The organism is Arthrobacter sp. BB-1 (assembly GCF_006151685.1).
In the GTDB taxonomy this organism is placed as follows: domain Bacteria; phylum Actinomycetota; class Actinomycetes; order Actinomycetales; family Micrococcaceae; genus Arthrobacter.
The window spans coordinates 122,680-145,193 of the sequence record NZ_VDEV01000022.1 but is presented as its reverse complement, the minus strand read 5'-3'; the positions used below and the strand labels follow the sequence as shown (position 1 = coordinate 145,193).

19 protein-coding genes are annotated in these 22,514 nt (G+C 68.2%); 13 read left to right on the top strand and 6 right to left on the bottom strand.

Features of this window, described 5'->3' with window-relative positions:
* Window positions 1-22 precede the first annotated feature (22 nt).
* Window positions 23-781 carry a ribonuclease PH gene (gene rph, locus FHJ30_RS12490; RefSeq protein WP_139029603.1) on the top strand — a complete coding sequence of 253 codons (759 nt, stop codon included), beginning with the start codon at window positions 23-25 and terminating at the stop codon, window positions 779-781.
* Entirely contained in the window at window positions 778-1,452 is a 675-nt protein-coding gene (rdgB, locus tag FHJ30_RS12485; protein WP_139029602.1) for an RdgB/HAM1 family non-canonical purine NTP pyrophosphatase, read from the top strand. Before rph ends, rdgB begins: the two co-directional genes overlap by 4 nt.
* A gap of 82 nt (window positions 1,453-1,534) precedes the next feature.
* On the opposite strand, the gene FHJ30_RS12480 is transcribed toward rdgB, so the two are convergent.
* The gene (locus FHJ30_RS12480; protein WP_139029780.1) at window positions 1,535-2,311 is read right to left on the bottom strand and encodes a VTT domain-containing protein; all 777 of its coding nucleotides are present in this window, start codon (window positions 2,309-2,311) and stop codon (window positions 1,535-1,537) included.
* Window positions 2,312-2,379: 68 nt separating this feature from the next.
* On the opposite strand from FHJ30_RS12480, the gene FHJ30_RS12475 reads away from it, so the two are divergent.
* A complete protein-coding gene (locus tag FHJ30_RS12475) occupies window positions 2,380-3,390 on the top strand; it encodes an exonuclease domain-containing protein (protein ID WP_139029601.1) in 1,011 nt (336 codons plus the stop codon).
* A gap of 68 nt (window positions 3,391-3,458) precedes the next feature.
* Window positions 3,459-3,938 carry a DUF4395 domain-containing protein gene (locus FHJ30_RS12470; protein WP_139029600.1) on the top strand — a complete coding sequence of 160 codons (480 nt, stop codon included), beginning with the start codon at window positions 3,459-3,461 and terminating at the stop codon, window positions 3,936-3,938.
* Here the strand turns inward: FHJ30_RS12470 and FHJ30_RS12465 are convergent.
* A complete protein-coding gene (locus FHJ30_RS12465) occupies window positions 3,919-5,040 on the bottom strand; it encodes an ADP-ribosylglycohydrolase family protein (RefSeq protein ID WP_139029599.1) in 1,122 nt (373 codons plus the stop codon). The genes FHJ30_RS12470 and FHJ30_RS12465 overlap by 20 nt on opposite strands.
* 160 nt (window positions 5,041-5,200) lie before the next feature.
* Between FHJ30_RS12465 and FHJ30_RS12460 the strand changes: the two genes are divergently transcribed.
* The 4 genes from FHJ30_RS12460 (at window position 5,201) to FHJ30_RS12445 (ending at window position 12,015) form a co-directional block, all read left to right on the top strand.
* Complete coding sequence (locus FHJ30_RS12460) at window positions 5,201-6,175, top strand: aquaporin (protein WP_139029598.1); 975 nt, start codon at window positions 5,201-5,203, stop codon at window positions 6,173-6,175.
* 56 nt (window positions 6,176-6,231) lie between these two features.
* Window positions 6,232-7,416 (top strand): exonuclease SbcCD subunit D, encoded by a 1,185-nt coding sequence (locus tag FHJ30_RS12455; RefSeq protein ID WP_139029597.1) that lies wholly within the window; start codon window positions 6,232-6,234, stop codon window positions 7,414-7,416.
* Window positions 7,413-10,481, top strand: coding sequence for an AAA family ATPase (locus tag FHJ30_RS12450; RefSeq protein WP_139029596.1), 3,069 nt, complete (start codon window positions 7,413-7,415; stop codon window positions 10,479-10,481). Before FHJ30_RS12455 ends, FHJ30_RS12450 begins: the two co-directional genes overlap by 4 nt.
* Before the next feature lie 295 nt (window positions 10,482-10,776).
* Window positions 10,777-12,015: an MFS transporter gene (locus FHJ30_RS12445; RefSeq protein WP_228406114.1), complete on the top strand. Its 1,239-nt coding sequence runs from the start codon at window positions 10,777-10,779 to the stop codon at window positions 12,013-12,015.
* Here the strand turns inward: FHJ30_RS12445 and FHJ30_RS12440 are convergent.
* Entirely contained in the window at window positions 12,012-12,746 is a 735-nt protein-coding gene (locus FHJ30_RS12440) for an IclR family transcriptional regulator (RefSeq protein WP_139029595.1), read from the bottom strand. The genes FHJ30_RS12445 and FHJ30_RS12440 overlap by 4 nt on opposite strands.
* A gap of 329 nt (window positions 12,747-13,075) precedes the next feature.
* On the opposite strand from FHJ30_RS12440, the gene FHJ30_RS12435 reads away from it, so the two are divergent.
* Window positions 13,076-14,407 (top strand): MFS transporter, encoded by a 1,332-nt coding sequence (locus tag FHJ30_RS12435; protein ID WP_139029594.1) that lies wholly within the window; start codon window positions 13,076-13,078, stop codon window positions 14,405-14,407.
* Window positions 14,408-14,514: 107 nt separating this feature from the next.
* On the opposite strand, the gene FHJ30_RS12430 is transcribed toward FHJ30_RS12435, so the two are convergent.
* The 3 genes from FHJ30_RS12430 to FHJ30_RS12420 all read right to left on the bottom strand — a co-directional run bounded on the left by FHJ30_RS12430 (window position 14,515) and on the right by FHJ30_RS12420 (window position 17,577).
* On the bottom strand, window positions 14,515-15,162 hold the full coding sequence (locus FHJ30_RS12430) for a phosphoribosyltransferase (protein WP_139029593.1): 648 nt from the start codon (window positions 15,160-15,162) through the stop codon (window positions 14,515-14,517).
* Window positions 15,163-15,182: 20 nt separating this feature from the next.
* Entirely contained in the window at window positions 15,183-16,010 is an 828-nt protein-coding gene (locus FHJ30_RS12425; RefSeq protein WP_139029592.1) for an alpha/beta fold hydrolase, read from the bottom strand.
* Between the two features lie 178 nt (window positions 16,011-16,188).
* A complete protein-coding gene (locus FHJ30_RS12420; RefSeq protein WP_139029591.1) occupies window positions 16,189-17,577 on the bottom strand; it encodes an amino acid permease in 1,389 nt (462 codons plus the stop codon).
* Between the two features lie 252 nt (window positions 17,578-17,829).
* Between FHJ30_RS12420 and FHJ30_RS12415 the strand changes: the two genes are divergently transcribed.
* The 4 genes from FHJ30_RS12415 to nadC are packed head-to-tail and all read left to right on the top strand — an operon-like array spanning window position 17,830 to window position 22,508.
* A complete protein-coding gene (locus FHJ30_RS12415; RefSeq protein WP_139029590.1) occupies window positions 17,830-18,540 on the top strand; it encodes an NrtR DNA-binding winged helix domain-containing protein in 711 nt (236 codons plus the stop codon).
* Complete coding sequence (nadA, locus tag FHJ30_RS12410) at window positions 18,537-19,841, top strand: quinolinate synthase NadA (RefSeq protein WP_139029589.1); 1,305 nt, start codon at window positions 18,537-18,539, stop codon at window positions 19,839-19,841. Before FHJ30_RS12415 ends, nadA begins: the two co-directional genes overlap by 4 nt.
* Window positions 19,841-21,628, top strand: coding sequence for an L-aspartate oxidase (locus FHJ30_RS12405; RefSeq protein ID WP_139029588.1), 1,788 nt, complete (start codon window positions 19,841-19,843; stop codon window positions 21,626-21,628). Before nadA ends, FHJ30_RS12405 begins: the two co-directional genes overlap by 1 nt.
* Window positions 21,621-22,508 (top strand): carboxylating nicotinate-nucleotide diphosphorylase, encoded by an 888-nt coding sequence (nadC, locus tag FHJ30_RS12400; RefSeq protein WP_171059014.1) that lies wholly within the window; start codon window positions 21,621-21,623, stop codon window positions 22,506-22,508. The genes FHJ30_RS12405 and nadC overlap by 8 nt, the downstream gene beginning before the upstream one ends.
* Window positions 22,509-22,514: the final 6 nt, after the last annotated feature.

Genomic DNA, 22,514 nt, shown 5'->3' with positions numbered 1-22,514 from the left:
CTGCAGTGGATAAGCTAAAGGCATGACTTCTGAAGCAACTGCAGTGCCCATCGTGCGCGCCGACGGCCGCGCCCCCGACCAGCTCCGGCCCATCAGCATCACCCGCGGATGGTCCTCCCAGGCTGAGGGGTCGGCCCTGATCGAGTTCGGCAACACCAGGGTCCTGTGCACCGCGTCCCTGACCGCGGGCGTCCCGCGCTGGCTCAAGGGCGAGGGCCGCGGCTGGGTCACTGCCGAGTACGCCATGCTGCCACGGGCCACCAACACCCGCTCCGACCGCGAATCCGTCAAGGGCAAGATCGGCGGCCGCACCCACGAGATCTCCCGGCTCATCGGCCGTTCCCTCCGCTCGATCATCGACACCAAGGCACTGGGCGAGAACACCATTGTGCTGGACTGCGACGTCCTCCAGGCCGACGGCGGAACCCGCACGGCAGCCATCACCGGTGCCTACGTTGCGCTCGCTGACTCCATCCGCTTCGCACGGGACAACAAACTGATCGCGAAGAACGCCCAGCCCCTTATCGACACCATCGCCGCGGTGTCCGTGGGCATCATCGACGGCGTTCCCATGCTGGACCTGCCGTACGTTGAGGACGTCCGGGCCGAAACGGACATGAACGTGGTGGTCACCGGCTCCGGGAAGTTCGTGGAAGTTCAGGGAACGGCTGAGGGTGCGCCCTTCGACCGGGCCGAGCTGGACGCGCTCCTGGACCTTGCCCTGCTGGGCACCACGCAGCTCGCGGCCATCCAGCGCGAAACGCTGGCAGACACCCTGTGAGCACGGCAGGCGCCGCCCCGGGGCAAGGCACAGTCCCGCGGCTGGTTCTGGCCACGCACAACAAGGGCAAACTGCGGGAGCTGCGCGAACTGCTGCGGGGACAGGTGCCAGGGCTCGACGTCGACACACAAGTGGTGGACGCGGCGGCGGCAGGTGCCCCGGACGTCGTCGAAACAGGTGTGACGTTCGCCGAGAATTCGCTGCTCAAGGCGCGCGCTGTTGCGGAGGCGACCGGCCTCGTGGCGATAGCCGACGACTCCGGCCTTGCCGTGGACGTGATGGGCGGAGCGCCCGGAATCTTCTCGGCCCGCTGGGCCGGCAGCCACGGCGACGACGCCGCAAACCTCCGGCTCCTGCTGAGCCAGCTCTCGGACGTTCCGGACCACCACCGCGGCGCCGCGTTCGTCTGCGCGGCAGCCCTCGCGGTGCCGGACACGGACGGTACACCGGGACGCGAGGTTGTGGAATACGGGCAGCTCGAAGGGATCCTGCTGCGCGAGCCTCGGGGGGACGGGGGCTTCGGCTACGATCCTGTCCTGCAGCCCGCAGGAGAGGAGCGCAGCTGTGCCGAGCTGTCCGCCGAGGAAAAGAACGCCATCAGCCACCGGGGCAAGGCGTTCCGGGCGCTGCTGCCCGCCATCGTCGAGGCACTGCGGGCCCAGGGCTCCTGACCCGTGGAGTTTTTGTCCCGCTATGCGGACTTTGCCGGGCTTTAGGCCTGCACAGCTGGACAAAAACTCCGGGCTGCGGGGGTCAGGGGAGGCGCGGGGTCTTCTGCTCGTCGTCGGGGGCGTGCTCTTCGATGAACTCGTCCACCGGATCGGTGCCGTATGCCTTCGCCTGCCGCTTGGCGGAGATGCCGCGGAGGACCTCCACGCCAATGGGCAGGACCGACACCAGCACGATCGCGATGAAGATGATGTCCAGGTTCTCGCGCACCCACGGGATGCGGTCGCCCAGCAGGTAGCCCAGGAGGGTCACGCCGCCGCCCCACAGCACTGCGCCGATGACGTTGAAGAGAAAGAACTTCTTCTTGCTCATCTGGGCCACGCCCACGATGACGGGAACGAACGTCCTGATGATGGGGACAAAGCGGGCCAGGATCAGCGCCTTGCCGCCGTGCTTTTCAAAGAACGCATGCGCATTCTCCACGTTCTCGCGCTTGAACAGGCGCGAGTTGGGCTTGTTGAAGATGGCGGGTCCGGCCTTGGAGCCGATGAAGTAGCCGGTCTGGTTGCCGATGATGGCCGAGACGATGATCAGCAGCGCGAAAAGGAACACGTTGAACTTGATGGTGTCCGTGGCCACCAGCAGTCCGGCAGTGAACAGCATGGAATCGCCCGGCAGGAAGAAGCCAACCAGCAGGCCGGTTTCCGCGAAGACGATGCCGCAGACCAGCAGGACCACCCAGGGAGCCAGGGCGGGATCGGCCAGGAAGACCTGGGGGTTCAGCCAGTCGGGCAGGAAGGAGGCCAGCTGGGGCTGGACGGGTCCTGCCCCGCCCAGCATGGACACGGCGAGGTGGTTCATCACAGGAAAGTTCACCCCTCAAGGGTACTTGACGGGTTTGGACGGTTTCCGACGGTAAGGTGGGGGCCGTGGGTTTGGACTTTACGGCGATTGACTTCGAGACTGCAAACGGCTTTCGGGGGTCTCCCTGTGCGGTCGGCCTGACCAAGGTCCGGGGCGGCCGGATCGTGGAGGAAGCTTCGTGGCTCATGCGGCCGCCGCAGGACCACGACCACTTTGACTACCACAACGTCCGGATCCACGGCATCCGGGCCGAGGACGTGGCAGGCAAGCCCCGTTTCGGGGAACTCTTCCCCGAGATCGGCGCCTTCATCGGGGACGACATCCTTGCCGCGCACAATGCTTCCTTCGACCTGGGCGTGATCCGTTCCGGCCTGGAGGTCTCGGGCCTGCCGGGCCCGGCCTATGACTACGTCTGCACGGTGATGCTCTCCCGGCGGTGCTATTCCCTGGTGTCCAACTCCCTGCCCTTCGCCGCGGAGGAAGCCGGCGTTCCCCTGGTGAACCATCACGACGCCGCCGAGGACGCGCGGGCGTGCGCAGGAATCCTGATCGACATCGCCCGCAGGAACCAGGCCAACAGCATCGCCGAGCTTTACCTGTCCCTGGGACTGGCAATGCCGCGGCAGCAGGCTTTCGACCCCGCCATGGATGCGCTGTCCAAGCCCAGCCTGGCCGCCCTCTCCGCGGCGTCCGGCAGCACTGCCGCGCCGCTCCGGTCCTTCCAGCCAGGCTGGCCGGAGGAGGGCGCCAATCCGCTGCCCAACCCCGACGCGGAGCCCGGCCATCCCCTCTACGGGCAGACCGTCGTCTTCACCGGGCAGCTGTCCATGGGACGCCCGGAGGCGAAAAAACGCTCGGCCGACGTCGGTGCCCGGCCCGAAAGCCGGGTGACCGGACGCACCACGGTCCTGGTGGTGGGGGACGGCTTTGTCGCCTCGGACCTGCGGTCCGGCAGGCTGACGGGCAAGGCCCGCCGGGTCCTGGAGCTCCATGAGCGCGGGCAAGCCATCGAGGTGCTGTCCGAAGGTGAGTTCCTGCAGATGGTGGGCGGTTTCGCGGCCGCGGCCATAGCCTGAACCGCCCCGCCGGTTCATGCGGCGCAACAATCCTTGGCTGGCGGACCGGCCGCTCCTAGCCTTGGCTCATGAGTTCTGTGTTCGCCTTCCCGAATCCCGTCAATGAGTACGCTGCCCGCGTGACCGCGGGCCTGGTTGTGCTGCTCGCGGTTGTGACGGCAGCCAGCGGCTCGGCATGGGGCCTGCTGGCTCTTGCGGCCGGATTCTGGCTGCGCGTCCTCTTCGGCCCGAGGGTTTCGCCGCTTGCGCTCTTGTCCGTGAAAATCATCACGCCGCGGCTGGGACGCGTGAAGCTTGTCCCGGGACCGCCCAAGCGCTTCGCCCAGGGGATAGGGGCCGCGGTGTCCACCACGGCCCTGGTCCTGTTCCTGGCCGGGGCGGCTCCCGCAGCCTGGGCAGTGCTGGGCATCCTGATCGTGGCGGCCTCACTGGAAGCTTTTGCGGGCTTTTGCCTGGGCTGCGTGATCTTCGGGTTCCTTCAGCGCCGCGGACTGATCCCGGAGGACGTCTGCGAGGCGTGCAACAACATCAGCCTTCGGCGGTCGTAACCCCCACCAGGAGATTGGCCATGCCGCGGACGGCCTCCGGCGCCTCCAGCGACCCGAGCCAGTCAGCGGGAAGGCACTCCTCGCCATAGAAGGCCCCCAGGATGTTCCCGGCCAGCGAACCGGTGGAATCGCTGTTGCCGCCGTGGTTCACCGCCAGTGCCAGCGCCTCCCGGAAGTGCCGGACGGGCAAGGTGTCCGCGCCGGCGTCGTCCGTGCCGTGGTTGTCCCCGCCCGCCTTGCCCGGGCCGGGCGCAGTGGCAAGCACCGCATAAAGCGCGACGGCGAGGGCTTCCTCCGCGGCCACGCCCTCACCCAGCGCGTCCGTCAGTTCCTCCGGGGAGACTGCGCCGTTGGCCGCGAGCCGGAGTGCCGACTCCAGGCGTTGGGGCAGTTCCGGTGCCACCTCGTTGAGCGTGCGGGAGTGGGCGGCCACCGCGGCAGCCGCCTCCGGGAGCCCTTCACCCGAGACGAGCCGGTGGATCAGCAGGCTGAAGATCCCTGCACTTTGGCGGGCCGCCGGATGCCCGTGCGTCAGTGCGGCGGCGTCGGTGCTCAACTTATAGACGGCGTCGGCCGTGATGTGCGGGACCAGCCCGAACGGCGCCGAACGCACCACCGTACCGTAGCCTTTCGACGCCGGATTCACCGGACGGAAGGCAGTCCCCATCTCGCCCGTGGCCAGGCCGGAGATTGAGGTTTTGTCCGGACGCCGGCGCTCGTGGAGCACTGCCTGGCGGTCGATCCAACGCGGCTGCGGCGCCGGGGCCCGCGGCCCGGCCTCTTCACCCTGGGTGGCAAGCCACCGGAGGTACGCAAGCCAGAGGCAGGCGTTGACGTCCGCGCCCACCCCGGAATTAGCCCACTCAAGGGCCTCCACCAGCCCGTCGACCGTGTAAAGGGTCAGCTGGGTCTCGTCCGAAAAGGGGCTCTCCGTGAGCGCATGGAAACCGGTGAGGCCGCGCTGTCCGAACCGGCGGCGGATCTCCTCCATCGAGTTCGTCCCAACGGCAAAGCCCAATGCATCGCCCAATGCGCCGCCCAGCAGGCAGCCGTGGATCCGTGATGTCAGTGCGGGCGCGGACGGGCCGGGTTCATTGCTCATGCTGCAAATTTACCGCGGCAGCGGCCGGCGTCCTGACGGGTGCCGGGCCATGCCCGCCTGGGTAAAGCCGCGGGCACAGCAAACGCCCAGCGGCAGCTGGAATAATGGAGGGGTTGCCCGGCGGCCGTACCGCCATCTCCTGCCTACCAAAGGGTCCACCATGAGCACCCCCGCCGTTGACCATCACCACTCTTTGCCCCGCGGCCCGGAGGCCTCCCGTCCCGGGCTCCTGCCCAGGCTGGGCGCAGAGGCGTTCGGCACGCTGTTCATCGTGGTGGCCGGCCTCGGTGTTCCGCTGTTCACCATCCCGGACTCCAGCCCCCTCCCGGCTGCGCTCGCGGCCGGCCTCGCCGTCACCGCCGCGATGCTCGCCTTCGCACGCGTTTCGGGCGGCCACTTCAATCCCGCCATCACCCTGGGCCACCTCCTGGCCGGACGGATCCGCGCCGGCGCTGCTGCCGCCTACGCCGGTGCCCAGCTGGTGGGGGGACTGGCGGGCGCCCTGGCCCTCTTCGGAATCCTGCGCACCCTGCCGGGGATCGCGGACAGCCGTACCGCTTTCGACACCGTCGCTGCCGGCTTTGGCGAGCACTCCATCATCCAGGCGCCGCTCGCGGCCGTGCTGCTCCTTGAAATGCTGGGAGCCGCAATCATTGTGGCGGTGTTCCTGGGGACGTCCGGCAAGGCGCCCGCCTTTGGCATCGGCAACGCCGTCGACGGCGGCAGGGAAAGCAGTGCGGACGGTGGCCGTTACGCGGCGGCCGTGGCCGTCGGACTGTCCTTCGCGGTCCTCCTGCAGCTGGGCCAGTCCGTGGGCAACCTGCCGTTCAATCCTGCCCGCGCCGTCTCGTCCGCCGTGTTCAGCTCGGGCTGGGCTGCCGGGCAGCTGTGGGCGTTCCTGGCAGCCCCGCTCGTGGGCGCTGCCATTGCGGGCCTGGTGTTCCGCAGCTTCGGCGCGGCCGCCGATACCCAAAGGCCCGCCACCAAAGCGGTCTCCGGAGGGCAGGGTGCGGACGGGACTCCACCCGCAGCAGCGGCTGTTGCCAGCGCGGATGGACCTGCCCATCGGCGCACTGACAAGGCCCAGGGCGGGACCAGCGAAGCCCAGGACTTCTTCGAAGGAACGCGGGGCTGATCCCGGTGGCCGCGGCGGTTGCCTTGACTGTCAGTGGCAGCCGATAACTTAGGAACATGCGGTTACTACACACCTCCGACTGGCACCTCGGACGGTCCTTCCATGGCGTCGGGATGCTGGATGCCCAGCGCGCCTTCGTTGACCAGTTGGTCGGCGCCGTCAACGAGCACAGCGTGGACGTTGTCCTGGTGGCCGGGGACGTCTATGACCGCGCCCTTCCCGGCGTGGACGTGGTGCGCCTGTTGGACGACGCCCTGGTGCGCCTGGCTGCGGCCGGCGCCAAGGTGGTGCTGACCAGCGGCAACCATGATTCCGCCATCCGCCTGGGCTTTGCGTCCCGGCTCCTGGAACGCGGGGGAGTGCACCTCCGGACCAGTATCGGCGGCCTGGACGAACCGCTGCTGCTGCCGCTCGGGGACACCGCTGCCGGGGATGGTGGCCAGGCCGTGCTGGCCATCTACGGCATTCCGTGGCTCGAGCCCCGGCTCGTCGCCGAACAACTCGGAGCGGACACCGCCAGCCACTTTGAGGTCACCCGTGCAGCCACAGGGATGATCCGCGAGGACATCAAACGGCGTTCAGCTTCCGCCACGGTGCATTCCGTGGTCCTGGCCCACACCTTCGCCAGCGGGGGGATCAGCTCGGACAGCGAGCGGGACCTCAGCATTGGCGGCGTGGGAGCCGTGCCGCTGGACCTCTTCGAAGGCTTTAGCTACACGGCGCTGGGGCACCTCCACGGACGCCAGACCCTGTCGCCCCAGGTGAGGTACTCGGGCTCGCCACTGGCTTACTCCTTTTCCGAGGCCGCCCACCAGAAGGGCGGCTGGCTCGTGGACGTCGGCGTGGAGGGAGTCACCGCCGTGCAGGAAGTCCTGTGGACGGCGCCGCACGTCTTGGCCGTGCTGCGCGGGCCGCTGGCAGAGCTGCTGGAATCGCCCGCGCACCAGTGGGCTGAAACGGCCTACTGCCAGGTCACGCTGACTGACGCCCAGCGGCCTGCCCGCGCCATGGAGCGGCTGCGTTCCCGCTTCCCGGACACACTGGTCCTTGGTTTTGATCCGGAGGGTGGAACCCGGGGCGCCGCCTCAAGCTACAGCAGCAGGCTCGCCGAGGCGCCGGACGACCTCTCGGTGTGCTGCGGCTTCCTGGAGCATGTCCGTGGCCGGGTCCCGGATGAGGACGAGAAAGCAGCGGTGGCTGCTGCCCTCGAGAACGTCCGGCTCCTGGAGGCTTCACGATGAGGATCCACCGCCTCCTGATCTCCGCGTTCGGGCCCTTTGCCGGTACCGAGGAGATCGACTTCGACAGGCTCAGCGCCCATGGCCTTTTCCTTCTCAACGGCCCAACAGGGGCAGGGAAGACAAGCGTCCTGGATGCCATCTGCTACGCCCTGTACGGCTCGGTTCCCGGGGCCCGGCAGGACGGGAAAAGGCTCCGCAGCGACCATGCGGAACCGGCCCAGGAACCTGCAGTCACCTGTGAGTTCTCAGCCCAGGGCCGCCGCTTCGAAGTAACTCGGTCCCCGGCCTGGGACAAGCCCAGCGCCCGGGGAAAGAACGGCTTCACCACGCAGCAGGCAAAGACCCTGCTGCGTGAACGCGTCGGTGGAAGCTGGATTGAAAAGTCCGCCCGGAATGACGAGGCGGGCGCCGAGATTCTGGCGCTGCTGGGCATGGATCGGGAGCAGTTTACGCGGGTTGTCATGCTGCCCCAGGGCGATTTTGCTGCGTTCCTCCGTTCCAAGGCGACCGACCGGCTGGAGCTTCTGCAGAAGCTTTTTGGTACAGAGCGGTTCGAATCCGTGGAGCAGGAACTTGCCCGCCAGGCGCAGGCTGCCAAGGAGGAAGTGTCCTTCCTCCTTGGCAGGCTTGAATTGCTGGCGGCGAGGGCGGAGTCGGAGACAGCCCGTCTGGGGCTGGATGAGTCCGGTGCTCCAGCCCCGGAGGGTGCCGCCGCCCGCCTCGGATGGCTTGAGGGCGCAGTGGAGCTGCGCCTGGCGGAACTGACGGGCCGCGCAGAACGGGCCGAAGCCGCAAGCACCGAGTGCAGGAAGGCCGTGGAAGCAGAAACAGCGCGTGGGGAGCGGCGCCGGAAACTCGATGCGGCCGCGGCCCGGAAAGCGGCCGTGGACCAGGGGGTGGAGCTGCTCGAAGAACAGCTCCTCCGGCTTGCCCGGCACCGGAAAGCCGAGGTCCTGCATGGCCAGGTGCTGAACGTTGATGCCACTGCCGCCAAAGTCCGGCGCGCCGCTACTGCCGTGGAGTCCGCCTTTACGCTGCTCAACCTGGCCGCCGGCGAGGACGCCGAACTTGCCCAGCTGGACCTGGGAATTGCCGCGGTCCCAGCGGCGGACGGTGCAGTCCCTGCTGCCGGCTGTGACGCCGAGCTGGGCCGCCTGCGTTCGCTCCTCGCCGTGGTGGAGGCCAGGCTGCCGGATGAGGACAGGCTGCTGGGCCTCCGGAAGCGCCGCGGCGGGCTGGTCAGAAGGCAGGAAGAGCTCACCGCCGCGCTGGTGCAGGCGGGCAACCGCTGGGAGGAATTCCAGGACGAGCGGCGCCGTCTCCAGGACGGGCTGCAGGAGCTTGAGCAGCGGGCGGGGGTTGAGGCCCTGCGGAGGAAGGAAGCCGCAGCCGCGGAGGAGCTGCTTGACGTCGTCAGGCGGTACGGCGCGGCTGTTGCGGCCCGGGACGCCGTCAAGGTGCGTTACGACGAGTCCCGGGACAACCAGCTGGAAGCAAAACGCCAGTGGCTGGACCTGAGGGAGCAACGGCTTGCCAACGCCGCCGTCGAGCTGGCAGCCAAGCTGGTGCCGGGCGAACAATGTGCCGTCTGTGGCAGCGCGGACCACCCTGCCCCCGCCATGGGCGGTCCCGGCGGTCCGGTACTTGCCCAGGAGGAGGAAGAGGCGCGGCGGGTCCACGAGGCAGCGGAAGAGGCCTGTGCCTTGGTTGCCCATGAACTGGCGGACGCCAACCAATTGGTGGCCGTCCTGGCCGGCCAGGGCGGCGAAACGGCCGCAGCTGAGGCCGAAATCGGTGCACAGGGTGCACGCCTGGCGGCCGCCGAAGCAGAGGCAGCGGTCAAGGAACTCGCGGCTGTCCGGGCGCGCCTCGAGAAGCTTGAGTCCGCTGTTGAAGCGGCGCAGGATTCGAAGAGCGCCGCCGAAGCCGAGCTTGCCCGGACAGTGGCCTCCCTGGCCGATGTAACCGAACAGTCCGCTGCCCTTGACCAGGCGCTGGCCGGGCTCAGGGGAACCCACCGGAGCCTGGCCCAGCGGTTGAAGGCGCTGGAAAATGCGGTGGCAGTCCTCAATAAGGCCGTTGACGCTCAAGCGCAGCTGGAAAGGGCGGAGGCCCAGGCCGCCGAGGCGCGGGAACAGCTGGAGGAGGCCCTTCCTGCGGCCGGTTTCGCAACAGCTGGCGAGGTCCGGGAACAGCTGCTTGAGGCCGCCGAGGCAACAGCCCTCCAGGCCCGGGTGCGGGCCGCGCAGGACGAGCAGGCCAAGGTCGCAGAATTGTTCGTTTCCGAGGATGTTGTGCTGGCGCTGGAAGAAAAGTCGGCCGGCTATGAACTGGACTCTGGCCGGCTTGCCGCACTCCGCGACGCTGCGGCTGCCGCGCTCCGGGAAGCCCGGGACGCGGACCTGGCGGCCGGAATGGCGTCCAGGTGCCTGGCCTCGCTGCGGAGCATCCGGGCCGAATACGGCGATGTTGAAGGATCCGCGCGGCAGCCTGCCGAACGGGCGCAAATGCTGGCCGGGCTGGCGGACGCGGCGGCAGGCCGGGGCGAGAACACCTACCGGATGAGCCTGAACAGCTATGTCCTTGCCGCCCGCCTGGAACAGGTGGCCCTGGCCGCCTCGGAACGGTTGGTGGCCATGAGCGATGGGCGGTACCTGCTCCAGCACACGGACGCAAAGGCCGCACGCGGCGCAAAGTCTGGGCTTGGCCTGGAGGTGGTGGACCAGTGGACCGGATTCCACCGGGACACCTCCACGCTGTCCGGAGGTGAGTCGTTTATGGCCTCCCTGTCCCTGGCGCTGGGGCTGGCAGACGTTGTGCAGCAAGAGGCCGGCGGAGTGGAGATCGAAACCTTGTTCGTGGACGAAGGGTTCGGCAGCCTGGATGAGCAGTCCCTGGAACAGGTAATGGACGCCCTCGAAGGCTTGCGGGACGGCGGCCGCGTGGTGGGGCTGGTCAGCCACGTGGCGGAGATGAAACTGCGGATCGATGCCCAGCTCCAGGTGCTGAAGGGCCGGAACGGCTCTACTCTGCGGATTTCCGACGGCGTGGATGTGCCAGTGTGACTGCCCGGCTGGGGCGGGGGCCGGATATAGTTGGACAGTTACCGGGTTGCGCGCATCGGGAGGAGGGACGGTGCGCACAACATGAACGAGCCCGGAATTGACGTCACCCGCCTCACCCACCTCACCCGCCGGCCCGCAGGTAACCGCCCCCGCCGGACAGCCCTCACCTTCGCCGGCTTCCGCACTGGCCCCGGTTCCTGAGCCGCCCGCCTCAAACAGCTCCGCCTCAACCAGCACAGGCTCCGCCACCCGGCCCTCCACCACCCCGGCGGGGTCCCGCGGCCGCTTCGCCCGGCTGCCCCACCTTGCCGGCCGCAGCTTTATACCCTTAGGGCTCTTCGCCCGGCTTCCGCTGGCCATGCTGACGGTGGGCACGCTCACGCTTGTTACCTCAGCCAGCGGTTCCTACGCGCTGGGCGGTACGGCAGCCGGTGCTGTCGGGATAGGTTCTGCATTGGGCGCTCCAGCCTTGGGGGCCCTTGCCGACCGGCACGGACAACGTCCCGTGCTGTTGCTTGCAGCCCTCCTTAACACCCTGGCAGTGGTGGCCCTGATCCTGGCTGTGTGGGCCATGGGGGAGATCGGCGGCGTTCCCGCGGCAGTGTTGGCATCTGCGTTCGCGTCCGGTGCAAGCTGCCCGCAGGTCGGGCCGCTGGCAAGGGTCCGGTGGATGGCACTGGCCTCCCGGGGGACGGCTGCGGACCGTGCGAAGGACCTGGACACCGCCCTTTCCTACGAAAGCACCGCTGATGAGGTGACTTTTGTCCTGGGCCCGGCACTCGTGGGAATACTTGCCAGCCTGCTAACTCCCTGGCTGCCCCTCGCCCTGGCCGCGGGCATGACCATCACCCTCGTTCCGGCCTTCGCCGTGCACCGCACCCATCGTGCTGTTCCGGGCAGGGCCGTCCCGTCAAACGGGGCCGCGCCGGCAGGCCGGCCCGCCGCGGAAAGGCGCCGTACAAAGAACGCGTCGGGACGACTGCCGGCAGCGGTGGCCCTGCCGGTGCTTGCGATGGTGTGCATGGGAACGTTCTTTGGCTCGACGCAGGCCGCCCTGAGCTCGTTCTCCGGAATGTCTGGCGGCTCGGAGGTTGCCGGCCTGCTGTACGCCGCCATGGGCCTGAGTTCGGCCGCGGCGGCACTGTCGGTTGCCTACTGGCCGCAGGCGTTCAGCCTGTCCGGCCGATGGGCGCTTTGCGCCGGACTGATGGCGGCGCTGGCGCTGCTCCTGCTGCTCCCGTCCTCGATGCCCGGGATGGTGGCCGCCCTGCTGGTGCTCGGCCTCCCGGTGGGCCCGGTCATGGTCACGGTTTTTGGCGTCGGCGGCGTCGTGGCTCCGGCAGGCCGCCTGGGCACCGTCATGACGGCACTGGCCAGTGGCATCGTGGCCGGCACTGCCCTTGGCTCGTCCATTGGCGGCCAGCTCGCCGAACTGCATGGCTACGCCGCGGCCTTCGTTGTGCCGGTCTGCGCCGCAGCGGTGCTGGCGCTCCTGGGCGCGGCAGCCGCCGTCGTTCTTCGCCGCAGGCCCTAAGCCAGCTGCCGCTCGATCCTGGCGGCGCTCTCCACCAGGGCCGCGCCCACTGCTGCGGGGTCATGGGCTGAGCGGATATAGACGACCGCAAGGGCGGCCGGGCGGCTGCCGGGAACCCGGACGGGGGCAGCGAGGGAGGACACGCCCGCAATGACCTCGTCGTGGCTGGCCGAATATCCGGCGCGGCGGGCCTCGGCAGCTTCAGGGCGGTAGGGGATTCCCGTGGCCAGGCGGTCCCATTCGGCCTCGGTGAGCGCCGACTGGATGGCGATGCCCGGCGCTCCGGCGTTGACGGGATGCCGGGTGCCGGGATGCTGGGCCACGGTGGCGCCGGAGTGCCTCGGCTCCACGGTAAGCAGGGTGATGCAGTCGTGGTGGTCCCACACTGCCACGAACGCCGTCATGTCCAGGGTGTTGGCCAGTTGCGTCAGCTCCGGAAGGGCTGCGGCCTGCAGGTTTCGCGAAACACCCCGTGCCAGGACCGCAAGCCCCGGCCCGGGCTGGACCCGTCCGGCGTCGTCCCGCACCAGCAGCGAGTGGTCCTCCAGCGTCCGGAGGATCCGGTACGCCACGGACCGGTGCACGCCCATCGCATCCGCCAGTTCCGCAATCGTCAGCGGGCCGGGCGCTGCCGCCAGGATCTCCAGGGCGCGGATTCCCCGGGACAGGGTTTGCGACGCGGATGCCTGTGCCGGCGCCGCTCCGGCCGGGGCTGCGGCGGTGGGATTCATGGTGTCCATCCTAGGTGGCAGATGCTGGCAGGCGGTGACCTTGGCTTCCCTGGCCGGCAGGGCGGCCGTCCTGAATTCGAAACGGCAATTCAAATATAGAACTCGGACACCGCGCAACCCAATCCTCCCTCGGTGGGGAGCCAGAACGCATCGGTGCCTGGCGGCTGGACCAAGTGGGCGTTCCGCAGCTTCGCTTGGCCGCGCATAAAAGTTTTCCCGGGCCGTGTTGCGCCTCACACTTTCGTAGTACCCTACTAACTAACTGACCGTTCTGTCGGTAATCCTGAAGGCGTCCCGGCAGCGCTGCTGCCTTAAACAATGGAGTTTCAATGACCACACCTTCCAAGGTGGACACCCTCGCCGGACCCAGCTCCCGGCGGGAGGAACGCAAGGTCCTCGCCGGCACCCTCGTCGGAACCACCATCGAGTGGTACGACTTCTTCATCTTTGCCCAGTTGACGGCAACGCTGCTGTCCCCGCTGTTCCTAACCCCGCTGCAGCAGTCCAACCCGGGGCTGGCGCAGATCCTTTCCTTTGCACTGATCGGCATCAGCTTCCTCTTCCGGCCCCTCGGGGCCGTGGTGGCCGGCCACCTGGGCGACCGCCTGGGCCGCAAGGCGATGCTTGTCTTCACCCTGGTGATGATGGGCGCTGCCACTGCGCTGATCGGCATGTTGCCCACCTACGCCCAGATCGGCGCCTGGGCACCCGTCCTGCTGATCACGCTCCGCATCATCCAGGGCTTCTCAGCAGGCGGCGAGTGGGGCGGGGCGGCGCTTATGGCCGTTGAGCACGCGCCCCTGAACAAGCGCGGCCTCTTCGGGGCCTACCCGCAGATCGGGGTACCCATCGGCATGATCCTGGCCACCGGCCTGCTCTTCTTCCTCAACAGCAGCATGTCCAAGGAAGACTTCGCGGCCTGGGGCTGGCGGGTCCCGTTCCTGCTCTCCATCGTCCTCATCGTGGTGGGTTACCTCATCCGCCGCGCCGTGGCCGAAAGCCCTGTTTTCCAGGAGATGGCCGCCCGGAAGCAGGAGAGCAAGGCTCCGCTGGGCGAGCTGGTCCGCAGCCACAAGAAGCCGGTGTTGTACTCCACCATGATCTTCATCGCGAACAATGCTGCCGGCTACCTGCTCATTGCCTTCTTTATCGCCTACGCCACCAGGACGCTGAAGATGCCTACCCCGGAGGTGCTGCTGGCCACGACGCTGGCGTCCTTTGGCTGGCTGATTTTCACTCTCGCGGGCGGGTGGCTTTCCGACCGCATCGGCCGCGTCAAGACCTTCCTGACGGGTTACGCCATCATCTTCGCCTGGATGATCCCGATGTTTGCCCTCATCGACACCAAGAACATCTGGCTCTATGGCGTGGCGCTGTTTGTCCTCACCATTGGGCTCGGGCTGTCCTACGGGCCCATGTCAGCCATGTACGCCGAAATGTTCCCAGCCAACGTGCGGTACTCGGGGATCTCCATCGGCTATGCGTTCGGCGCCATCCTGGGAGGGGCATTCGCGGCCACCATCGCTGAAACGCTGCTGCAGTCCACCAAGTGGACCGGGTCCATTGGCATCTACATCATGGTCCTGTGCGTCATCTCCGCCATCGGCGTTGTCCTTGCTAAGGAAACCAAGGGCCGTCCGTTGGGGGTCAGCCACCACTAACGGGCTCCAAGCCGCGCGGCGCGCGGCTGGAATAGTCACGACGGCGGGCCGGACCATGGTGGTCCGGCCCGCTTTGCCCTGCGGGCAAAGGATGGCTGCCGGGACTTCTACTGCTCCAGCAGGCTGATTGCGTCGTCGTCGGACAGCTGCTCAAAGTGCCGGTAGAAACTGCCTACCGCCCGGAACTTTCCCGGCAGGTGCAGGCACAGCACGGCGTCGCACACGCGCTCCACGGAGGCCTCGGCCTCGATGGAACCAACCGGGGCGGCCGCCACCACTGTTGCCGCACCGCCCTCACGCACTGCTTCGACGGCTGCGCGCATGGTGGCTCCCGTTGCCAGGCCGTCGTCGACAAGGAGGACGGTCTTTCCACCCAGGTCGAGGCCGGTACGCGGGTAGAGCTCCGCGCGGCGAAGCAGCTCGGTCCGTTCCCGCTGCTCCACTGCGTCGAGCCATTCCCGGCGGACGCCGTGTTCAAGGACGCGGTCCAGGAGGGGCTTGTTGACCAGCCGGACCGTGCGGCCGTGGACCCACGCCAGGGCGCCGTAGGCGGTTTCCTCATGGCCGGGGATTCCCAGTTTCCGGACCAGGACGGTCCCCAGGGGAAGGTAGAGTGCCTTGGCCACCGCAGCCGCCACGGGGATTCCCCCGCGGGCCAGGCCAAGCACAAGGGTGTCCGGCCGCTCCCGGAACTGCGGAAGGAGGGCCGCAAGGCGTTCGCCGGCGTCCGTACGGTCTTCGAAGAACGTGCCCATCAGTCCCTCCTGGAGAAAGGCTATACGGCCAGGAAGGAGATCGCCGCCTGTTTGAAGGCCCTGCTCGTCACGGCGTTCGTATGGTTCCTGCCGGGCAGAATCAGCTGTTCGGCCATGGAACCGGCCTTTCGCGCCAGTTCTTCAAGCTGCGGCAGGCTGCCGATCCGTTCATCCTTTTCCCCGGCCACCAGGAGCATCGGCACGTGGGGTACTGCCTCTGCAGGGTCGTATGGCTCGGCCTTGATGGCCTCCACCAGGGAAAGCAGCGCGAAGATGTTGTTGCTGGGCAGCAGGAGTGCCATCTTGAGCAGCCGCGCCGTGGACTCGTCGGCGATGGGGGTGCCGTCGGCGAGGTAGTCCTGCGCGGCCCGGAGGTCGAACTCGGCCAGCGGATCGGAGATGTTGGGGCCGCCAAGGACAAGGCGGTGGGTGATCTCCGGCTGGGTGGCGCCGAATTCCCAGGCGAGCCTGGAGCCCAACGAGTAGCCCACGATGTCCAGGCCGCTGGAAGGGTCACCCTCCTGCAGAGGCCGCACACCGGCGTCGAACGCTGTCTGCAGCAGGTCCGCCCGGATCCTGCTTGGGGAGTAGGAGTCCCGGTCCTCGGGGGCGCCGCTGCGGCCGTGTCCGGGCAGGTCCACCGTGATGACGCGCCGGCCGGCGTCCAGCAGCGCAGCCACCCACCCGGTGTCCTCCCAGTTGAGCTTGCTGGAGGAGGAGAACCCGTGCACCAGCAGGACCGGACGGAACCCGGCATCCACCGCGGGATCATGAACCGCCACGTAGAGTTGCGGGTCCGTGCCTTCCACTGTGTGCGTGTGCTGTTGGCCGGTGTGCCTGCCGCTCATGGTGTCAGTCCTCATCAAGTACGGCGCCCAGGCGGACCCGGCGCTTCGGAACCTCGTGCTTTTGGTTTTACTCTACCTGCCGGCCGCCGCGCCGCTTCCCCTCACCGGCTGCTGCCCCCCCGGCCCCAATCTGGGTAGCGCGAAGGGTCGTTTTGAGCCGCCAAAACGACACTTGGCGCTACCCAGTGGTGTGGCGGGTCCGGGCGGTGAGCCGGGCACCCGCCGCGGAGGCCAGGGCTATCCCGGCGATGAGGGCAAAGGTGCTGAAGAGCTGGATCCGGCTCTCTTCGGCGCTGAACCCCACAGCGAAAATGAGGGCCAGCAGGACAAGTCCCAGGATGGTCAGGCCAGGGAAACCCTTCATCCGCAGGGGCAGCGGAATTCCTGCCCGGTCCGCCCGGCGCCGCAGGATCAGCTGCGAGACGAGGGCGCTTCCCCAGACCACCAGGCAGGTGGAGCCCACCAGCTGGAAGAGGGCCGGAAGTATCCGCTCCGGGAACAGCAGTTCCAGGACGGTGGCGACGAATCCGAAGGCCACGGATACCCCCACCGCCAGCATGGGGACGTTCGAGCGGCCCAGGCGGGCGAGGACGCGGGGCGCCGCGGAGCGCTGAGCAAGGGAGTAGGCCATCCGTGATGCCCCGTAGAGGTTGGCGTTCAGGGCAGAGAGAAGTGCGACGACGGCCACCAGGGTGATCGCCGTTCCCGCGCCGGGGATGCGGGCGGCGTCCAGAACGCCGGCGAACGGCGAGGCCAGGGCTTCCGAGGTGGCCGGAAGGACGGCGGCGATGACGAAGACGGACCCGATGTAGAACACCAGGATGCGCCAGACAACAGTGCGGATGGCCTTGGCCACGCTCCGCTCCGGATCCTCGGTTTCCGCCGCGGCGACGGACACAATTTCCGTCCCGCCGAACGCGAAGATGACCACGAAGAGAGCGGACGCAATGCCGCCCAGGCCCTGCGGCGCGAAGTCGCCCGTGACATTGGACAGCCCCGGTGAGGCGGCCGGAAGGAGGCCCAGGAGCAGGGCGGCGCCCACCGCCAGGAACAGGATAATCGCGGCAACCTTGAGGATGGCGAACCAGAACTCGAACTCACCGAAATTCCGCACTCCCGCGAGGTTGATCCCGGTGAAGACCACCATGAAGACCAGCGCCAGCGCCCACACCGGAATGACCGGCCATACGGAGAAGAGGAGTGCGGCTGCCCCGAGTGCTTCGGCGGCGATCACCACCACCAGCTGGAGCCACCAGAGCCAGCCGATGGTGGCGCCGGCCGTCTTCCCCAGGGCGCGTTCTGCGTAGACGGAGAACGCTCCGCTGTTGGGGTTTGCAGCGGCCATTTCGCCCAGGGCCCACATGACCAGGATGATCAGGGTCCCGGCCACGAGGTAGGAAACAAGGACGGCGGGGCCGGCGGCCTGCACTCCGGCGCCCGAACCCAGGAACAGGCCGGCCCCGATGGCGCTGCCGAGCCCCATCATGGTCAGCTGCCGGGGCTTCATGCTGTGCGGAGGATGGGCCCGTTTTTCGGTTGGGCGGGCTGTGGTGGACTTCATCGTCATGTGCCGGGAACCTTCTTGGGGTCTGGATGGTGGCGCCTTGTGGGACCACTTGAATTTACCGCCTGCGGTGCCGGAGCGGAATTTGGGCCGCATCCGATGCCGCGGGCAGCCTGAAAACTCCAGGAGGACAATTTCCAGAAACATTGGCAATTGCAAGGCGCCAGCCCGTAGAATTAGTTTTGGTCAAAGTGACCATAACTAGTCCGGCTCCTCCCTGGGGCAGGCGCCTGATCCCCGGAAGGCGGTGCAACCGTGTACTCCAGCTCTGCCAATGTCTCGGAACGCCAGGCTGCACCGCCGTCGCTGGCCATCTCCACGGTCATCTTCGCGCTGCGCCCCAGCGAAAGCTCAGGGCGCCCCACGCTCTGGCTACCGCTGGTGCGGCGGATCCGGGAACCCTTCAAGGGGCTGTGGGCGCTGCCCGGTGGTCCCCTGAGCCACGCGGAGTCGCTCCAGGACGCGGCTTCACGGAACCTGCGGGAGACAACCGGACTTGCCCCCAGCTACCTCGAGCAGCTGTACGCGTTCGGCGGGCTGCACCGCTCACCCACCCAGCGGGTGGTTTCGATCGTCTACTGGGCCCTGGTCCAGCCGACCGAAGCCGCGCTCGCGGACGAGTCCGAGAACGTCCGGTGGTTCCGGGCGGACCGGCTTGGCGAACTCGCCTTTGATCACAACGCGATCGTGGACTACGCGTTGTGGCGGCTGCGGAACAAGCTCGCCTACGGCTCCGTTGCGTACCACCTGCTGGGGGAGTACTTCACCCTGGCCCAGGTGCGGGAGGTCTACGAAGCCGTGCTGGACCGTGAGTTGGATCCGGCAAACTTCCGCAGGCAGCTCAAGGCCACCCCCGAAATAGAAGAAACCGGCGAATACCTCCAGGGCGGCAAGCACCGCCCCCCGCGCCTCTACCGCTTTACCGGCCGGCCCGGCCTTGACCCAGACAACAGGAGCACACCATGAGCAGCGTCAACACGGCAATCCAGCTGATCACGCGCGAGCAGGCCGAAAACGGCGCCGCCGCAAAGGGCAGCACCTGCAGCCCCGCCCTGGCCAAGGGCCCGTGGGACTACGATCTTGCCGAGGCGCTCGCCGGCGTTCCCGCCTACGGCCCCGGTGCCTCCAGCGCGGACGTGGCCCCCGCCGCAAGCCCCCGCCAGGGGCAGCTGCCGGAGGAGTACAAGCTGGCCAGCGACGCCGAGCTGGGCGAAAGGATCCTTGCCGCAAAGGCTGCCCTGGGGGACCGGGCCGTCATCCTGGGGCACTTCTACCAGCGCGATGAAGTGATCCAGTACGCGGACTTCGTGGGCGACTCCTTCCAGCTGGCCAACGCGGCCCTCACCCGTCCGGATGCGGAGGCGATCGTTTTCTGCGGCGTGCACTTCATGGCCGAAACCGCCGACATCCTCTCCGCCCCCGAACAGGCCGTCATCCTGCCCAACCTGGCGGCCGGTTGCTCCATGGCGGACATGGCCGACGCCGATTCCGTGGCCGAGTGCTGGGAGCAGTTGGAGGAGATTTACGGCACCGAGCCCGACGCCGACGGCCGGGTTCCGGTCCTTCCCGTCACCTACATGAATTCCTCCGCTGCCCTGAAGGCTTTCTGCGGTGAGCACGGCGGCATCGTCTGCACCTCCTCCAACGCCAGGACGGTGCTCGAGTGGGCGTTCCAGCGGGCCCAGCGGGTGCTGTTCTTCCCCGACCAGCACCTGGGCCGCAACACCGCGAAAGCGCTGGGCGTGCCGCTGGAGCAGATGCCCATGTGGAACCCGAGCAAGGACCTGGGCGGCAATGACGAGCAGGCACTGCTCGATTCACGGGTCATCCTCTGGCACGGGTTCTGCTCTGTGCACAAGCGCTTTAACGTCGCCCAGATCGAGAAGGCCCGCGCCGATTTCCCCGGAGTCCAGGTGATTGTGCACCCGGAGTGCCCCATGGAGGTGGTGGATGCTGCCGATTCGGCCGGCTCCACCGACTTCATCAAGAAGGCCATCGCCGCGGCCACCGAACCCACCACCTTTGCGATCGGCACCGAGATCAACATGGTGAACCGGCTCGCCGCGGAGTACCCGCAGCACACCATCTTCTGCCTGGACCCCGTCATCTGCCCCTGCTCCACCATGTACCGGATCCACCCCGGCTACCTTGCCTGGGTGCTGGAGGAACTGGTGGCCGGGCGGGTGGTGAACCGCATTACCGTCGCGGACTCCGTCCAGGACAACGCCAGGACCGCCCTCGAGCGCATGCTCGCCGCGAGGCCCTGATGAGCCGCCGGCTGATCGTCGTCGGCAGCGGTATTGCCGGACTCTACGCCGCGCTGCTGGCGGCCGACGCCGGGGCGGACGTGGTGCTCCTGAGCAAGGGCCAGTTGCGCGAGAGCAATACCTGGTACGCCCAGGGCGGTATCTCGGCCGTCCTGTCGGAGCCCGCCCCCGGGGACACTGTCGCCGCCCACATTGCCGACACCCTGCAGGCCGGAGCGGGACACTGCAATGAGGCCGCAGTGAGCCTGATGTGCTCGGAGGCCCGCAGGGACATCGCCGGCCTGGAACGGTACGGCGTGCACTTCGATCCCGGTGCCGGCGGCGGCCGGGCGCTCGGGCTGGAGGCCGCACACTCCGCTCCGCGCATCCTGCACGCCGGCGGCGACGCGACCGGTGCGAAGACCGCCGCGGCCCTGGTCGAAGCCGTGCTTGCCCGGCAGGCAGACGGTACCGTGGCCATCCATACAGGCGCCCACGCCACCGCCCTCCTGGCAACGGCCGGCCACGTCAACGGCGTCGAGTTCCTCCAGGACGGCCGGACATTCACCCTGTACGGGGACGCCGTGCTGCTCGCTACGGGCGGCGCAGGCCAACTGTTCGCCCAGACCACCAACCCGGCGGTGGCAACCGCCGACGGCCTTGCACTCGCCGTCCGCGCCGGGGCGGCAGCGGCGGACCTGGAATTCTTCCAGTTCCACCCCACCTGCCTGGTGCCCGGTGCCGGCAGCATGGACGCAGACCCGGGCACAGCCCGCGGGCTTGGCCAGGATCCGCTCCTCATCTCCGAAGCGGTCCGCGGCGAAGGCGCCACCCTCGTCGATGGCAACGGAAAGCGGTTCATGCGCGCCTACCACCCCGACGCAGAACTGGCCCCACGCGACGTGGTCTCCCGCAGCATCGCCCTGCACCTCGCCAAGCTCGGCGACCCCAACGGCCACGTCTACCTCGACGCACGCGCCATCGAGCGCGCCAAAGGTCCCGGATTCCTGGCCAAGCGGTTCCCCACCCTCACCCAGAAGACCCTGGACGGCGGCATCGACTGGACCCGCGAAGTGGTTCCGGTGGCACCAGCGGCCCACTACTGGATGGGCGGAGTCCTCACCGACCTGCACGGCCGCACCACGGTGCCCGGGCTGTACGCCGCCGGGGAAGTTGCGTGCAGCGGGGTCCAAGGGGCAAACCGGCTGGCCAGCAACTCCCTCCTGGAGGGACTCGTCTTCGGCCGGCGCGCTGTTGAAGCCTTCCTGGCAGGTGACGACGGCGGTGCGACCCCTCGGGGCACCGATGCTCCGCGTGCTGTCTCGGCCGCGGGCGGCCTCCCCTTGACGCACGCTTCCGCACCGCTGCCCCGAGAAGCTATGGACGCCGGCACCTTCCCTACTGCTTTAGTAGGTGAAGCGGCCGCATCAGCTGCTCCGGGTGGGAGCCGGCCGTCCAACTTCGGTGGGGGGAGTGAGCCGTTCTCCCGTGAGGCCCTGCGCCGGCTGATGACTGCCAAGGCCGGGGTGCTTCGTTCCGGGGAGCTGCTCCGGGAAGCGGGGGACACCCTGGGGCGGTGGGCCGCCGTCGTTCGTCCCGGCGCTGTATCCGCCGGTGCGGATACCCGCCTGCATGAGGACCGGAACCTGCTGCTGGCGGCACAGCTGCTGGTGGCTGCGGCCCAGCAACGCACGAAGTCCCTGGGCGCCCACTACCGCAGCGACTGCCCGGAGGATGCGTCCGGCATCACGGAAGAACTCCACAACACGTACCCGAACCGCCCGAAAGTGAGCGTTCTCCATGACTGAAACAACCCTGCTTGACCTGGCACTGCCGTCGGCGCCGGTGCGGGAGATCCTGGAGCGGGCCTTCGCCGAAGATGCCCCGGCAGGGGACATCACTTCCCAGCTGCTCATCCCGGCCACTGCGCACGCCACGGCCGTGCTGAATGCGCGGGTGCCCGGCGTCTTCAGCGGCGCCACAGTGTTCCGCGACGCCATGCTGCTGGTGGACCCTGAAACGCAGGTGGAGCTGCTGCTGGCGGACGGAGACAGGTTCGACGCCGGCACGCACCTTGCGAGGGTCAGCGGACGGGCCCGTTCGGTCCTGCTCGCAGAACGCGTGGCCCTCAACCTGGTCCAGCGGATGTCCGCGATTGCCACCCGGACAGCGGAGTTCGTTGAGCTCACCGACGGAACGGCGGCCCGCATTACCGACACCCGAAAAACCACCCCCGGACTGCGGATCCTCGAACGGTTCGCGGTGCGGTGCGGGGGAGGCGCCAACCACCGCTACAGCCTGTCCGATGCTGTCCTGGCGAAGGACAACCACCTGGCCGTCATGACCGGAGGGGACCCCGTCAGGCTCACCGGACTGCTCCGGGCCGCCAAGGCGCAGCTGGGGCACACCACGCACTTCGAAGTCGAGGTGGACCGGGTGGACCAGATCGAACCTGTCCTGGCAGCCGGCGTGGACACCATCATGCTGGACAACTTCACGGTGGCGGAGCTGAAGGAGGGCGTTGCCCTGGTGGGCGGGCGCGCAACAGTGGAGGCCAGCGGCAACGTGAACCTGGGAACAGTGGCAGGGATTGCCGCCACCGGGGTGGACGTCATTTCCGTCGGCGCCCTCACGCATACGGTGGCCGCCCTGGACCTCGGCCTGGACGTGGAACTGACAGCCGGGTGAGTACAC

Coding starts and splice junctions, on each gene's coding strand:
- FHJ30_RS12405 (WP_139029588.1), top strand. CDS start 19,841: ATGAGCCGCCGGCTGATCGTCGTCGGCAGCGGTATTGCCGGACTCTAC.
- FHJ30_RS12430 (WP_139029593.1), bottom strand. CDS start 15,162: ATGGGCACGTTCTTCGAAGACCGTACGGACGCCGGCGAACGCCTTGCG.
- FHJ30_RS12420 (WP_139029591.1), bottom strand. CDS start 17,577: ATGACGATGAAGTCCACCACAGCCCGCCCAACCGAAAAACGGGCCCAT.
- FHJ30_RS12440 (WP_139029595.1), bottom strand. CDS start 12,746: ATGAATCCCACCGCCGCAGCCCCGGCCGGAGCGGCGCCGGCACAGGCA.
- FHJ30_RS12470 (WP_139029600.1), top strand. CDS start 3,459: ATGAGTTCTGTGTTCGCCTTCCCGAATCCCGTCAATGAGTACGCTGCC.
- FHJ30_RS12455 (WP_139029597.1), top strand. CDS start 6,232: ATGCGGTTACTACACACCTCCGACTGGCACCTCGGACGGTCCTTCCAT.
- FHJ30_RS12465 (WP_139029599.1), bottom strand. CDS start 5,040: ATGAGCAATGAACCCGGCCCGTCCGCGCCCGCACTGACATCACGGATC.
- nadA (WP_139029589.1), top strand. CDS start 18,537: ATGAGCAGCGTCAACACGGCAATCCAGCTGATCACGCGCGAGCAGGCC.
- FHJ30_RS12450 (WP_139029596.1), top strand. CDS start 7,413: ATGAGGATCCACCGCCTCCTGATCTCCGCGTTCGGGCCCTTTGCCGGT.
- rph (WP_139029603.1), top strand. CDS start 23: ATGACTTCTGAAGCAACTGCAGTGCCCATCGTGCGCGCCGACGGCCGC.
- FHJ30_RS12460 (WP_139029598.1), top strand. CDS start 5,201: ATGAGCACCCCCGCCGTTGACCATCACCACTCTTTGCCCCGCGGCCCG.
- nadC (WP_171059014.1), top strand. CDS start 21,621: ATGACTGAAACAACCCTGCTTGACCTGGCACTGCCGTCGGCGCCGGTG.
- FHJ30_RS12425 (WP_139029592.1), bottom strand. CDS start 16,010: ATGAGCGGCAGGCACACCGGCCAACAGCACACGCACACAGTGGAAGGC.
- FHJ30_RS12435 (WP_139029594.1), top strand. CDS start 13,076: ATGACCACACCTTCCAAGGTGGACACCCTCGCCGGACCCAGCTCCCGG.
- FHJ30_RS12480 (WP_139029780.1), bottom strand. CDS start 2,311: ATGAACCACCTCGCCGTGTCCATGCTGGGCGGGGCAGGACCCGTCCAG.